The sequence below is a fragment of the Mitsuaria chitosanitabida ATCC BAA-476 = NBRC 102408 genome (assembly GCF_001598255.1).
Taxonomy (GTDB): Bacteria; Pseudomonadota; Gammaproteobacteria; order Burkholderiales; family Burkholderiaceae_C; genus Roseateles; species Roseateles chitosanitabidus.
In genome coordinates this window covers 87,780-101,099 of the sequence record NZ_BCYP01000039.1, presented here as the reverse complement: position 1 = coordinate 101,099, position 13,320 = coordinate 87,780, and the positions used below count along the sequence as shown (strand labels likewise).

The 13,320-nt window shown below is 69.6% G+C and carries 9 protein-coding genes; 6 read left to right on the top strand and 3 right to left on the bottom strand.

The genetic code is table 11. The features are described 5' to 3' along the window. Positions 1-18: 18 nt before the first annotated feature. The 3 genes from MCHT01_RS23445 (at position 19) to MCHT01_RS23435 (ending at position 3,612) form a co-directional block, all read left to right on the top strand. On the top strand, positions 19-867 hold the full coding sequence (locus tag MCHT01_RS23445; RefSeq protein ID WP_067069519.1) for an alpha/beta hydrolase: 849 nt from the start codon (positions 19-21) through the stop codon (positions 865-867). 92 nt (positions 868-959) lie between these two features. Further along, on the top strand, positions 960-2,435 hold the full coding sequence (locus MCHT01_RS23440; RefSeq protein ID WP_067069518.1) for a M20 family metallopeptidase: 1,476 nt from the start codon (positions 960-962) through the stop codon (positions 2,433-2,435). A 157-nt stretch (positions 2,436-2,592) separates the two neighbouring features. Then, positions 2,593-3,612, top strand: a complete 1,020-nt coding sequence (locus MCHT01_RS23435; protein ID WP_084453277.1) for a LysR family transcriptional regulator — start codon at positions 2,593-2,595, stop codon at positions 3,610-3,612. A 25-nt stretch (positions 3,613-3,637) separates the two neighbouring features. On the opposite strand, the gene MCHT01_RS23430 is transcribed toward MCHT01_RS23435, so the two are convergent. Continuing rightward, the gene (locus MCHT01_RS23430; protein ID WP_067069516.1) at positions 3,638-4,780 is read right to left on the bottom strand and encodes an aminoglycoside phosphotransferase family protein; all 1,143 of its coding nucleotides are present in this window, start codon (positions 4,778-4,780) and stop codon (positions 3,638-3,640) included. Between the two features lie 180 nt (positions 4,781-4,960). Between MCHT01_RS23430 and MCHT01_RS23425 the strand changes: the two genes are divergently transcribed. Genes MCHT01_RS23425 through rsmA form a run of 3 tightly spaced genes read left to right on the top strand, consistent with a single transcriptional unit; the run spans position 4,961 to position 9,519 of the window. Further along, positions 4,961-7,333 (top strand): LPS-assembly protein LptD, encoded by a 2,373-nt coding sequence (locus tag MCHT01_RS23425; protein WP_067069513.1) that lies wholly within the window; start codon positions 4,961-4,963, stop codon positions 7,331-7,333. 40 nt (positions 7,334-7,373) lie between these two features. Beyond that, positions 7,374-8,729 (top strand): peptidylprolyl isomerase, encoded by a 1,356-nt coding sequence (locus MCHT01_RS23420; RefSeq protein ID WP_148661687.1) that lies wholly within the window; start codon positions 7,374-7,376, stop codon positions 8,727-8,729. Between the two features lie 22 nt (positions 8,730-8,751). Next, positions 8,752-9,519, top strand: a complete 768-nt coding sequence (gene rsmA, locus MCHT01_RS23415) for a 16S rRNA (adenine(1518)-N(6)/adenine(1519)-N(6))-dimethyltransferase RsmA (protein WP_067069510.1) — start codon at positions 8,752-8,754, stop codon at positions 9,517-9,519. 279 nt (positions 9,520-9,798) lie between these two features. Here the strand turns inward: rsmA and MCHT01_RS23410 are convergent, their stop codons facing one another. Together MCHT01_RS23410 and MCHT01_RS23405 are read right to left on the bottom strand one after the other, a co-directional pair. Then, on the bottom strand, positions 9,799-10,194 hold the full coding sequence (locus tag MCHT01_RS23410; protein WP_067069507.1) for a barstar family protein: 396 nt from the start codon (positions 10,192-10,194) through the stop codon (positions 9,799-9,801). A gap of 566 nt (positions 10,195-10,760) precedes the next feature. Next, positions 10,761-13,058, bottom strand: coding sequence for an NADP-dependent malic enzyme (locus tag MCHT01_RS23405; RefSeq protein ID WP_067069504.1), 2,298 nt, complete (start codon positions 13,056-13,058; stop codon positions 10,761-10,763). Positions 13,059-13,320 lie beyond the last annotated feature (262 nt).

Here is a 13,320-nt window from a genome sequence, read left to right as displayed (position 1 = left end):
ATCCTACACTTCGCCCCCATGAAGACTCTCTCCGGCCATGACGGCCTGCCGCTGCACTGGCGCGAGTGGGGCGCCGACCTGTCGCTCCCGACCCGCGGCACCGTGTTGATCGTCCACGGCCTGGGCGAGCACATCGGCCGCTACGAGCACGTGGCCCAGCGCCTGAACGACTGGGGCTGGCATGCCGCCGGCTTCGACCAGCGCGGCCATGGCGCCTCCGGCGGCCCCCGCGGCGACATCCCGGCCCACGACAGCCTGCTGCGCGACCTGGCCGCCGCCATCGACGGTCTGCGCGCCGACGACCGCAAGGGTCGCGGCCCGCTGGTGCTGCTGGGCCACAGCATGGGCGGCGCGATCGCGGCCCGCTTCGTGGCCGGCGCGCTGGAGCAGGCGCCCTGGTCGCGCCCGGTGGACGGGCTGGTGCTGACTTCCCCGGCGCTGGACGCCGGCCTGTCGGCCTTCCAGCGCGGCCTGCTGGGCGCGACGCTGCCGCTGGTGCCGCATCTGGCGGTGGGCAACGGGCTGAACCCGTCCTGGGTTTCGCGCAGCCCGGAGGTCGTTCAGGCCTACCAGGACGATCCGCTGGTCCACAACCGCATCACGCCCACGCTGGCCAAGATGATCGCCAGCTTCGGCCCCGAAACCCTGCCCCTCGTCGCGCGCTGGACCACGCCCACGCTGCTGATGTGGGCCGAGGCCGACCGCTGCGTCAACCCTGCCGGCAGCGCGGCCTTCGCCCGGGCCGCGGCCGGGAACGGCGCCGTCCAGGCGATCGGCTTCCCGGGACTCTTCCACGAGATCCTGAACGAGCCCGAGCGCGAACAGGTCTTCGCCCGGCTGCGCCCCTGGCTGGGCGCGCGCTCCTAGAATCGGCCGATCCGCCCCTTTCCGTCCGCCGCGGCCGCTCCCGCGCCGCCGGACACGACATCAGCGGCGCACCCGCCGCGCAGGAGACCCGCATGAACGCACGTGACCCGTCGTTGCCGCTGCACAAGGATGAGATCGACGCCCTCGGCACCTTCGCCGGCAAGGTCTGGGACGAGCAGATCGTCCCCGCGCTGACCGACTACATCGCCATCCCCGCCAAGAGCCCCATGTTCGACGCGGACTGGGCGTCCAACGGCCACATCGAGCGTGTCATCCGCGACGCCGCCCAGTGGGTCGAGAGCAAGAAGATCCCCGGCCTGAAGCTGGAGGTCATCCGCCTGGAAGGCCGGACCCCGGTCATCTTCTTCGAGCTGCCCGCCACCAAGGCCGACAGCACCGACACCGTCGTCCTCTACGGCCACCTGGACAAGCAGCCCGAGTTCAACGGCTGGCGCGCCGACCTGGGTCCCTGGACGCCCAAGTACGAGGACGGCAAGCTCTACGGCCGCGGCGGCGCCGACGACGGCTACGCGATCTACGCCTCCATCACCGCGCTGATGGCGCTGGACCAGCAGGGCATCGCCCGCCCGCGCTGCGTCGGCCTGATCGAGACCTGCGAGGAATCCGGCAGCTACGACCTGCCCGCCTACATCGACCTGCTCAAGCCCCGCCTGGGCAACGTGTCGCTGGTGGTGTGCCTGGACTCCGGCGCCGGCGATTACGACCGGCTCTGGATGACCACCTCGCTGCGCGGCATGGTCTCCGGCGTGCTCAAGGTCGAGGTGCTGACCGAGGGCATCCACTCGGGCGACGCCTCCGGCGTGGTCCCGTCCTCGTTCCGCATCCTGCGCCAGGTGCTGGACCGGCTGGAGGATTCCAAGACCGGCCGCCTGCTGCCCGAGTCCTTCCATTGCGACATCCCCGGCGTGCGCCTGGAGCAGGCGCAGGCCACGGCCGCGATCCTGAAGGAAGAGGTCTACAAGCGCCTGCCCTGGGCCTGCGGCGGCGACGGCGGCCCGGTGCTGCCGGTGACGCAGGACCCGGTCGAGGTGCTGCTGAACCGCACCTGGCGCCCGACGCTGTCGGTCACCGGCGTGGATGGTTTCCCCGAGCTGAAGAACGCCGGCAACGTGCTGCGCCCGTACACGGCCTTCAAACTGTCGCTGCGCCTGCCCCCGCTGATCGACGGCAACGAGGCGGCGCTCAAGCTCAAGGCCCTGCTCGAGGACAACGCCCCGTACAACGCCAAGGTCAGCTTCGTGCCGGACGGCCGCGCCGGCGCCTTCGGCGCCACCGGCTGGAACACGCCCGAGCTGTCCCCGTGGCTGAGCACGGCGCTGGAGCAGGCCAGCCAGGCCCACTTCGGCCAGCCGGTCGGCTACATCGGCCAGGGCGGCACGATCCCGCTGATGAGCATGCTGCAGAAGGGCTTCCCGGCGGCGCAGATGATGGTCTGCGGCGTGCTGGGCCCCAAGAGCAATGCCCACGGCCCCAACGAGTTCCTGCACGTGCCCTACGGCAAGCGCCTGACCGCCGCGGTCGCGCAGGTCGTGGCGGCGCATCCGTGAACCCGCGCTGACGTTCTCCGGGCCGCTTCGGCGGCCCCTCCGCGGCGGCGCGCCGGCCGCGGGCCCCTGAAGCCGGTCCCCGGCGCATCGCGAAGTCATAGAGAGGCGGCCTGGCACGCGGGACTCGGTCCCGCGGCACCCGCCCGGAGGAGACGGGATGGATCAGGTCAAGGCGATGCGGGTCTTCACCCGCGTGATCGACGAGGGCAGTCTGGCCGGCGCCGCGCGGGCGCTGGACCTGGCGCCCGCCGTGGTGACGCGGCTGGTGGCGGATCTGGAGGAGCACCTGGGCGCGCGGCTGCTGAACCGCACCACGCGGCGGCTCTCGCTGACCGACGTGGGCGAGTCCTACCTCGAGCGCTGCCGCCGCATCCTCAGCGACATCGAGGAAGCCGAGGCGCTGGCCTCCGCCGCCACCAACGAGCCGCGCGGCAACCTGCGCGTGCTGATGCCTCCCGCGATCGCGATCCACCAGCTCGCCCGCCACATGGCGCGTTTCCACGCGATGTACCCGCTGGTCAGCGTGGAGCTGGTCGCTCCCGGGCCGGTGGACACGCTGGACGAGAGCTTCGACATCACCGTCATCTCCACGCGCAGCCCGCTGCAGGGCGACTTCATCGCGCGCAAGCTGGCCCGCACCGAGGTGATCATGTGCGCCTCGCCCGAGTACCTGGCGCGGCGCGGCCGGCCGCAGCATCCGTCGGAGTTCAAGCAGCACGACCTGATGCTGCCGCCCATCCACGAGCTGTCGCGCGGCGTGACCTTCGAGCGCTGCGGCGCGGACGGGCTGACCGCCGAGAGCTACTTCGCGATTCCGTCGCGGCCGGTGATGACGACCTCGTCGGTGGACACCAAGTACGCCTGCGCGCTGCACGGGCTGGGGATCGCCGGTCTGCCGTCCTTCGTCGTCGGCGACGCGCTGATGGAAGGCGCGCTGGAGCGCGTGCTGTCGCAGTGGCGGATCTACAGCTACTCGCTGTGGGCGGCGATGCCGACCCGCAAGTTCGTCCCGGCGCGCACGCGCGCTTTCATGGACTTCCTGCTGGAGATCTTCGGCGGCAAGGACGAGGACCCGTGGCTGGCCGCCGCCGGCTGCCCGAGCTACCGCGCGGCGCAGGAATTCCTCGCCGCCCAGTCCGCCAAGGCCAGCGCCGAGCCCGCGCCCAGCGCGGACTGACCGCGGCACCCGCCGACCGCGCGGCTCAGCGGAGGGTGAAGCCGGTCTGGAGGAACTGCGGTTGCAGATCCTCGATGAGGCGCAGCAGGGGCGACAGCTCGACATAGCGCGTCGCGGTCTTCACGACGTAGGCGTAGAAGCGCGGCAGGTCCTCGACGTACTGCGGCTTGCCGTCGCGATGCTTGAGCCGGCAGAAGATGCCCAGGATCTTGAGCTGGCGCTGCAGCACGGTCCACTCCAGCCGGCGCCAGAACAGCCCGAAGTCCAGCGCCATCTCGTGCGGGTCCTCGCCCGTCGGATCGGCCGGGTCCATCCCGAACAGGCCGGCCTTGCGCGCGCCTTCCCAGTAGCGCACCGCCCAGTCCAGCTCCTCGGCCTCGTCCCAGGAGATGAAGGCGTCGCGCAGCAGCGAGGCGATGTCGTAGGTGATGGGTCCCATCACCGCATCCTGGAAATCGATGACGCCGGGATTGGCGCCCTCGGCGCCCGCGGGGACGACCAGCAGGTTGCGCGGCATGTAGTCGCGGTGCATCGGCACCCGGGGCTGGGCCGCGATGTTGGCTGCCAGCAGCGTCACCGTGCGGTCCCAGTAGCCGCGCTGCTTCTCGTCCCACTGCTTGCCGTGATGGGCCTGGACGCACCAGTCCACGAAGATCTGCAGCTCGCGGCGCACGAAGGCCTCGTCGAAGGTCGGGAGCGCGCCCTCGGCCCGCGCGGCGGGGCAGGCCTGCCAGCGCAGCAGCGCGGCCGTGGCGTCGCGCATCAGCGCGTTCGCGGCCGGCAGGTCCTCCTCGCGCTGCGCGCGCAGCAGCGTGTCCAGGTAGGACTGGCTGCCCAGGTCCTCCATCAGCGCGAAGCCCAGCGCCGCGTCGTGCGCCAGGACCGCCGGCACGTGCAGGCCGCAGCCGGCCATCAGCGCGCCGACCTGGACGAAGGGCGCCAGCTGGTTGGGCTGGGCCGGGTCGTCCATCACGATCCGGGTGCGGCCGTCCGAGGTGGTGATGCGCAGGTAGCGGCGGAAGCCCGCGTCGCTGCTGGCGGGGGCCAGGGTCTCGGGGCGCAGGCCGTGACGCGCGACGAGCGGCGCCAACCAGCGGTCGAAGCGGGCGGCCCGGTCGGCGTCGGGCCAGGGCACCGGGGGGGCGTGCGGAGCGGAAGCGGTCGTCATCGGGCGCGGAAGGCGGGGAAGCAGAAGGGCCGCTGCTGGAGCGGCCCCGGGGATGGTCGACGTGGCGGTCGCGGCGGTCCTGCCGGCGCGCGAGCCTCGTGGATAATGATTCTACAAACCCCGGGCAGCGCGGCGCCTTCCACGCGCGGCCGCCTGACCTCTGACGACGCTGCCCGCCTGATGCGCCCTCCGGTTTTCCGTCCCCGTCCGCTCACCCTGACCGCCGCGCTCGCGGTGGCCCTGCCCGCTTTCTCGGCGCAGGCCCAGGAGACTTCCGGCGAGGCGCTGGTCCTGCGGCCCGTCAAGCAGCTGCACCAGGTGCGTCGCCAGGACACGCGCCCCGCGATGGCGCTCAGCGCCGATCGCATCACCAGCGAGCTCGACCAGACCTCCACCGCCGAGGGCGACGTCCAGCTGCGCTACGGCAACATGCTGCTGAAGTCGAAGACGCTGCGCTACGACTATCCGCGCGACCTGGCCACCGCCGAGGGCGATGTCGAGCTCAACCAGAACGGCGCCGTGCTGCGCGGCCCCAAGCTGGAGCTCTTCGTCGATCGCTTCGAGGGCCAGCTCGAGAGCCCCACGTACTTCTTCGCCACGACCGGCGGCAGCGGCAGCGCCAAGGCGCTGCACTTCCTCGGCGACCAGCGCATGCGCGCCGACGAGGCGACCTACTCGACCTGCCCGGTCTCCGAGGTCGGCGAGCGCAAGCGCGACTGGGAGCTGGTCACCAGCAGCCTGAAGCTGGACTTCGACACCGGCGAGGGCGTGGCCACCAACGCGGTGGTGCGCTTCCTGGGCGTGCCCATCCTGGCCGCCCCCTCGCTGAGCTTCCCGCTGGGCGACCAGCCCAAGTCCGGTTTCCTGCCGCCCAACGTCAACATCGACAACCGCAGCGGCTTCGAGTTCGGCCAGCCCTTCTACTGGAGCATCGCGCCCAACCGCGACGCGACGATCAGCCCGTTCATCATGACCCGCCGCGGCGCGGGCGTGGACAGCGAGTTCCGCTACCTCGAGCCCAGCCACCGCGGCACGATCAGCTACGCGCTGCTGCCGCACGACCAGGTGACCGGCCGCTCGCGCTGGGACCTGCGCCTGAACAACAGCGGCGACATCACGCCCGAGTGGCGCTACAACATCAACACCGAGCGCGTCTCCGACAACGACTACTGGAAGGACATGCGCAACCGCATGACCAGCCAGACGCCGCGTCTGCTGTCGACCGACGTGCGCACCCAGCGCGACTTCAACTTCAACTGGGGCGAGCTGCAGACCTACGCCCGCGTCCAGCACTGGCAGCCGCTGCAGGTGGCGGAAACCCAGGACCAGTTCCTGGCGCCCTACCAACGCTCGCCGCAGATCGGCATGCGCCTGCAGACCGGCGCGGACGAGTCGGTGCTGGCCGGCTACCTGCCCACCGGCCGCCGCGCGCGCCTGGAGGGTGGCGTGGAGGTCGAGTACAACCGCTTCGACCTGCCCAGCGGCAAGCTGGGCTCGCAGACCCAGACCGGCGAGCGCGTGCACCTGCTGGGCCACGTCAGCCTGCCCATGAGCGGCGCGGCCTGGTGGCTGATCCCCAAGCTGTCGCTGAACTCGGCCAGCTACAACGTCGACCAGCCGCTGGACGCCAGCGGCCGCCGCTCGATCGGGCGCTCGATCCCGACCTTCAGCATCGACCACGGCTGGATCCTGGAGCGCAACACCACGCTCTTCGGCCAGGCCATGCGCCAGACGCTGGAGCCGCGCGTGCTCTACGTCAACACCCCGTATCGCGACCAGAGCGCGATGCCCAACTTCGACTCGGCGCCGCGCGACTACAACTTCGACTCGGTCTTCGCGGAGAACCAGTTCTCCGGCGTGGACCGTGTCAGCGACGCGCACATGGTGGCCTTCGGCGCGACCACGCGCTGGATCGAGGACGAGCGCGGCGAGGAACAGCTGCGCCTGGGCATGGTCCAGCGCTACCTGCTGCGCAACCAGCGCATCACGCCGGACGGCACGCCGCAGACGCACAAGCTCTCCGACGTCGTGCTGCTGGCCTCGGCCCACCTGAACCAGGCCTGGTGGACGGACAGCACGCTGCAGCTGAACTCCTCCGACGGCACCGTCGAGCGGACCGTGCTGCGGCTGCGCTACTCCCCCGGCCCCTTCCGCACGGTGAGCGCGTCCTATCGCCTCGCCCGCGGGCAGAGCGAGCAGGTCGAGCTGGCCTGGCAGTGGCCGCTGTTCGGTCCGGACCGCAAGGCCATCACCGGCGGCGCGGGCTGCGCGGGGGCCTGGTACGGCGCAGGCCGGCTGCAGTACAGCATGCGCGACAAGCGCTTCACCGATTCGGTCATCGGCGCCGAGTACGACTCCGGCTGCTGGATCCTGCGCGTCGGCGCGGAACGCCAGGCCACCGGTCGTGCCGAGACCAACACCCGTCTGATCCTCCAGCTGGAGCTGGTCGGCCTGTCCCCGCTCGGATCCAACGCCCTGAAAGTGTTGAGAGACAATATTCCGGGTTACCGTTCGCTGAGCTCGGAACGCTCGGCTTTTGGCACATATGACTGAACTGCGTTCGATGCGACATCTCAAGCCGGTGGCGGCCGCCATGATTCTCCTGACCGCGGCCCTGGCCGGCACGGCATCCTGGGCGCAGTCCTCGGCGGCCGCGGCCGCCGCGGCCGCCGCGGCGACGCCCGCGCAGCCCAGCCGACCGCCCGTCGAGCAGCGCCAGCTCAAGCCCGGCGACTACATCGCGGCGGTGGTCAACTCCGACATCGTGGCGGCGTCCGAGGTCGTGCAGCGCACCGAGCGCATGCGCGACGAGGCGCGCCGTCGCGGCGAGAACGTCAGCAACGAGCTGCTGCACAAGCAGGCGCTCGACAGCCTGATCGACGAGCGCGCGGTCGTCACCTACGCCCGCGAGAACGGTCCCCGCGTCGACGAGCCCGAGCTCGACCGCGTGGTGGCCAACGTCGCGACGCAGAACAAGCTGACGATGGACGAGCTGCGCAAGCGCCTGGCCGCCGATGGCATCGACTTCAAGCGTTTCCGCGAGAACCTGCGTGACCAGATGCTGAGCGAGCGCGTGCGCGAGCGCGAGGTGCAGGGCCGCATCCGCATCACGGACGGCGACATCGACAAGTACCTGGACGAGAAGAAGGCGGCGCTGCAAGGCCGCGAACAGCTCAACATCGCCCAGATCCTGGTGACCGTGCCGGAGGGCGCCGGTCCCGTGGTCGAGGGCGAACGCCGCGCCCGCGCCCAGGCCGCCCTGGCCCGCGTGAAGGCGGGCGAGGACTTCGCCAAGGTCGCCAAGGAGTTCTCCGAGGACGCCAACAAGGACCGCGGCGGCGAGATCGGCCTGCGCTCGGCCGACAAGCTGCCCGACGTCTTCGTCGAGGCGGTCAAGGGCCTGCAGAAGGGGGAACTGCGCCCCGAGCTGCTGCGCAGCGCGGCCGGCTTCCACGTGATGAAGCTGCTGGACCGCGAGACGGGCAAGGCCTCGATCAACGTGGTCGTGCAGACCCATGCCCGCCACATCCTGCTGCGTCCCTCCGAACAACTGAGCCCCGAGCAGGCCACCCGCCGCCTGAGCGAGTTCAAGCGCCAGATCGAGGCCGGCCGCGCCACCTTCGAAGAACTGGCCCGTCTGAACTCCGAGGACGGCAGCGCGCAGGAAGGCGGCGACCTGGGCTGGGTGTCTCCGGGCGGCTTCGTGCCCGAGTTCGAGGAAGCCATGGACGCGCTGCCGCTCAAGGGCATCTCGAATCCGGTCCCGTCGCGCTTCGGCGTTCACCTGATCCAGGTGCTGGAACGCCGCGATGTGGTGCTCGACAGCAAGCAACTGCGCGAGCAGGCCCGCAACGCGCTGCGTGAGCGCAAGTACGACGAGGCCTACAACGAGTGGATGAAGGAACTGCGCGCGCGCGCCTTCATCGAGACCCGCGAGTGGCTGGACTGATCACGCGGACCGGGCAGTACACATGGGACACGTCGCGCGCAAGCGCTTTGGCCAGCACTTCCTGACCGACAAGGTCATCATCGACGGCATCATCGACGCGATCGCGCCAGGCGAGCAGCAGTCCATGGTCGAGATCGGCCCAGGCCTGGGCGCGATGACGCTGCCGCTGCTGCAGCGGCTTCCCGCGTCGAGCCAGCCGCTCACCGTGATCGAGCTGGACCGCGACCTGGCCGCCCGCATGCGCAAGCGCGGCGACGTCACGGTCGTCGAGTCCGACGTGCTGAAGGTCGACTTCGCGGCCCTGGCCGCGGAGCGCGGCCGCAAGCTCAGGGTCGTGGGCAATCTGCCCTACAACATCTCCTCGCCCATCCTCTTCCACCTGCTGGGCTTCGTCGACCACGTGGTCGACCAGACCTTCATGCTGCAGAAGGAAGTCGTCGACCGCATGGCGGCGGGACCGGGCGGCAAGGAGTACGGCCGGCTCAGCGTGATGCTGCAGTGGCGCTACGAGGTGGAGGCGCTGTTCGACGTGCCGCCCGAGGCCTTCGATCCGCCGCCGCGGGTGGACTCGGCCATCGTGCGCATGACGCCGCGCAGCGCGCCGCCGAAGCTGGATGAGGCGCTGTTCAGCGAGATGGTCCAGTCGGCGTTCTCGCAACGCCGCAAGCTGCTGCGCCACTCGCTGGGGCGCTGGCTGGAGGCCCGCGGCTTCCAGGGTCAGTTCGACCTGCAGCGCCGTGCCGAGGAAGTGCCGGTCGAGGAATTCGTCGCGCTGGCCCAGTCGCTCTGAGCCACCGGCGCGGGCGCCCGGCCGCCAGCGGGCGGACCAGAAAGCAAAAAAGGCCTTCCGTTTGCGGAAGGCCTTTCTTCTTGGCGGTGTCGCGATCAGCGGGATCGCTTCGTCGTCAGGCGGCGCTCAGCCACATCGAGGTGTCGAACGCGCTGCACATCATCGGCATGTTCATGCCGAAGTTGGGGTTCGGGTTCGCCTTGGTGCTCTTGATCACCGGCTTCGCTTCGGGGGCCACTTCGGTCGCCCGCTCCCAGGACGCGAGGTCCTGAGAGCGGGCTACTGAAAAGAATAGAAACACCGGAATGAGATCTTCCGTTCGCCCCAGAAGTCGGCGGCCTCGCGGAAGACGTCCAGCAGCTGCTCGCGCGCTTCGCGGTCGAAGCGGGCGTGATCCGGAAGCTGGTCCAGCACGACGACGAAGCCCGGCTGCGCGCCCGACTTGTGAACCAGGTCGGTCATGCAGTCAAACAGCGCGTCCATGCTCTTGCCGAAATGCGCCGGGAACAGGAAGCTGCTGGCGAGCAATTCCAACACGTCCTGTTTCGTCTCCGCCGATGACAGGTTGGCGTACAGGAAATGCTGGCCGGCATCTTGGGCGGCCTGCATCAAGTCCTCTACCCGGTAGGCTCTGATCGCCTGCACGATGTTGGGACGGACTGTCTGCAAAAGCATGGTCGCGTTCCTCCTTGATGGTCACAGATTCGGTGGCGCCGCCGGTTCACGGATCCACCGCGCAAGCGGATCAGATCGTGGTCGTCGGTGTCGATTCAAGCGTCAGGATCCAGAGTCCGGCGAGCTGGGGACCTGCGGTCGGGGCAACTCGGAACGGGTGTCGCAGGGGGGCTGAATCCTCACGCTGTGAGGCTGGAGCGGCCCGCGAAAGCACGGGTTAACCCTGAATCCTGAAGCCAAGATGGTACAGAAAGGGCCTCGAATGCTCAAGCCGGGGTCTGCCACAATGCTCAAAAAAGCGGCATTGTTAGCATGCGCACACATTCGCTGGAGGGCCTGTAAAGCCGCGTAGTCATCACGCAGAAATCCACTGGTGAGCCACTACAAACTTTTTCTATAGGCGTAAGCCGAGGTCGGGCATTGGGCGCCCGAATCGGGGAGTGTACGCGCAGAAACGCCCTCGTCCGGACGGCGCGAGGGCGTTCGAGGAGGCCTCGGGCGAGGCCCCGGAACCGGGCCGATCGGCCGCCGCGCCCCAGGGGCGACGCGGTCGGCGGCCCGCCGGATCAGCGGGCGGCGTTGGCGTCCGCGACCGTCAGCGCGGTCATGTTGACGATGCGCCGCACCGTGGCCGAGGCCGTCAGCACGTGCACCGGCTTGGCCGCGCCCAGCAGGACCGGGCCGATGGCGATGCCGCCGCCGGCGGCCGTCTTCAGCAGGTTGTAGCTGATGTTGGCCGCGTCGATGTTGGGCATCACCAGCAGGTTGGCCTCGCCGGACAGCGTGCTGTTGGGCATCAGCTGCGCGCGCAGGTTGGGATCCAGCGCGGTGTCGCCGTGCATCTCGCCGTCGACTTCCAGCCAGGGAGCCGTGTCGCGGATCAGCGCCAGCGCGTCGCGCATCTTGACCGCGGACGGGCAGTTGCTCGATCCGAAGTTGCTGTGCGACAGCAGCGCCGCCTTGGGGCGCAGGCCGAAGCGCATCATTTCCTCGGCGGCCATGATAGTGATCTCGGCCAGTTGTTCGGCGTTGGGGTCGTAGTTGACGTGGGTGTCGACCAGCATGACCTGACGGCCGGGAAGGATCAGCCCGTTCATGCAGGCGAAGTTCTTGACGCCGGGGCGCTTGCCGATGACCTGGTCGATGTACTGCAGGTGCATGGCGGTGTTGCCCCAGGTGCCGCAGAGCATCCCGTCCACTTCGCCCTTGTGCAGCAGCATGGAGCCGATCAGCGTCAGGCGGCGGCGCATCTCGATCTTGGCCAGTTGCTGGGTCACGCCCTTGCGCTCGGTCATGGCCAGATAGGTCTGCCAGTAGTCGCGGTAGCGCTGGTCGAACTCGGTGTTCACGACGTCGTAGTCGCGGCCTTCCTGCAGGCGCAGGCCGAAGCGCTCGCAGCGCTGGGCGATGACTTGCGGGCGGCCGATCAGCGTCGGACGGGCCACGCCCTCGTCGACCACCACCTGGACCGCGCGCAGGACGCGCTCTTCCTCGCCCTCGGCGTAGGCGACGCGCTTGTGCAGCGCCTTCTTGGCGATCTGGAAGATCGGCTTCATCGTCGTGCCGGAGGCGTAGACGAAGCTCTGCAGCTTCTCCAGATAGGCCGGCATGTCCTGGATCGGGCGCAGCGCCACGCCGGAGGCCTCGGCCGCCAGGGCCACCGCCGGCGCGATCTTCATCATCAGGCGCGGGTCGAAGGGCTTGGGGATCAGGTACTCGGGGCCGAAGCTCAGGTTGGCGCCGGCGTAGGCGGCGGCGACGACCTCGCTCTGCTCGGCTTGCGCCAGCTCGGCGATCGCGTGCACCGCGGCGATCTCCATCTCGTCATTGATGGTGGTCGCGCCGCAGTCCAGGGCCCCCCGGAAGATGTAAGGGAAGCACAGGACGTTGTTGACCTGGTTCGGATAGTCCGTGCGGCCCGTGGCCATCAGCGCGTCGTCGCGGATGGCGTGCACGTCCTCGGGCTGGATCTCCGGATTCGGGTTGGCCAGCGCGAAGATGATGGGCTTGGCGGCCATGGTCGCGACCATGTCCTGCTTGAGCACCCCACCCGCCGACAGGCCCAGGAAGATGTCCGCGCCGGCGATCACGTCTCGCAGGCTGCGCTGCTCGGTGGGCTGCGCGTAGACGGCCTTGTCCGGATCCATCAGTTCGGTGCGGCCCTGGTAGACCACGCCGGCCAGGTCGGTCACCCAGATGTTCTCGCGGGGCAGGCCCAGCTTGACCAGCAGGTTCAGGCAGGCCAGCGCCGCGGCGCCGGCGCCGGAGGTCACCAGCTTGACCGACTTGATGTCCTTGCCCGCGACCTTCAGGCCGTTGAGCAGGCCGGCGGCCACGACGATGGCGGTGCCGTGCTGGTCGTCGTGGAAGACCGGGATCTTCATGCGCTTGCGCAGCTCGCGCTCGACGTAGAAGCAGTCCGGGGCCTTGATGTCCTCGAGGTTGATGCCGCCGAAGGTGGGCTCCAGCGCGGCGATCACGTCGACCAGCTTGTCCAGGTCCTTCTTCTCGTCGATCTCCAGGTCGAAGACGTCGATGCCGGCGAACTTCTTGAACAGGACGCCCTTGCCCTCCATCACCGGCTTGGACGCCAGCGGCCCGATGTCGCCCAGACCCAGGACCGCGGTGCCGTTGGAGATCACGGCCACCAGGTTGCCGCGCGAGGTGTAGCGGAAGGCGTTGGCCGGGTCGGCCACGATCTCTTCACAGGCGGCGGCCACGCCGGGGGAGTACGCCAGCGCCAGATCGCGCTGGTTGATCAGCTGCTTGGTCGCGGCGATCGCGATCTTGCCCGGGGTCGGAAACTCGTGATATTCGAGAGCGGCCTGGCGCAGTTGCGCGCGTTTTTCTTCGGACGTGGTCATAAGGGCTCAGTCAGGTTGGCCGCGACCTCTCGATGGGGGTCCCGGGCTGTCTCTCAAACGATGGCGATGCGCGGGCGACGAGGGCTCCGACCAGGGGTCGAAGGGCTCGGGGCACGGCGGAAGCCGGGTCGGGCATTGTAGGAGTCCGACCGTCGCGGGACAGTGCGGACTATGCGTATGCCGCATGCGAGCCAGCCGCGCGCGGATGACGTGCCGGTCCCGCGCACCGGTCCCGCGCGTCCGCCCCGGATACGCGAAACTG

Excerpts from the sequence above, each read along its gene's own strand:
- MCHT01_RS23445 (WP_067069519.1), top strand. The coding sequence starts at position 19 with ATGAAGACTCTCTCCGGCCATGACGGCCTGCCGCTGCACTGGCGCGAG.
- MCHT01_RS23440 (WP_067069518.1), top strand. The coding sequence starts at position 960 with ATGAACGCACGTGACCCGTCGTTGCCGCTGCACAAGGATGAGATCGAC.
- MCHT01_RS23435 (WP_084453277.1), top strand. The coding sequence starts at position 2,593 with ATGGATCAGGTCAAGGCGATGCGGGTCTTCACCCGCGTGATCGACGAG.
- MCHT01_RS23430 (WP_067069516.1), bottom strand. The coding sequence starts at position 4,780 with ATGACGACCGCTTCCGCTCCGCACGCCCCCCCGGTGCCCTGGCCCGAC.
- MCHT01_RS23425 (WP_067069513.1), top strand. The coding sequence starts at position 4,961 with ATGCGCCCTCCGGTTTTCCGTCCCCGTCCGCTCACCCTGACCGCCGCG.
- MCHT01_RS23420 (WP_148661687.1), top strand. The coding sequence starts at position 7,374 with ATGATTCTCCTGACCGCGGCCCTGGCCGGCACGGCATCCTGGGCGCAG.
- rsmA (WP_067069510.1), top strand. The coding sequence starts at position 8,752 with ATGGGACACGTCGCGCGCAAGCGCTTTGGCCAGCACTTCCTGACCGAC.
- MCHT01_RS23410 (WP_067069507.1), bottom strand. The coding sequence starts at position 10,194 with ATGCTTTTGCAGACAGTCCGTCCCAACATCGTGCAGGCGATCAGAGCC.
- MCHT01_RS23405 (WP_067069504.1), bottom strand. The coding sequence starts at position 13,058 with ATGACCACGTCCGAAGAAAAACGCGCGCAACTGCGCCAGGCCGCTCTC.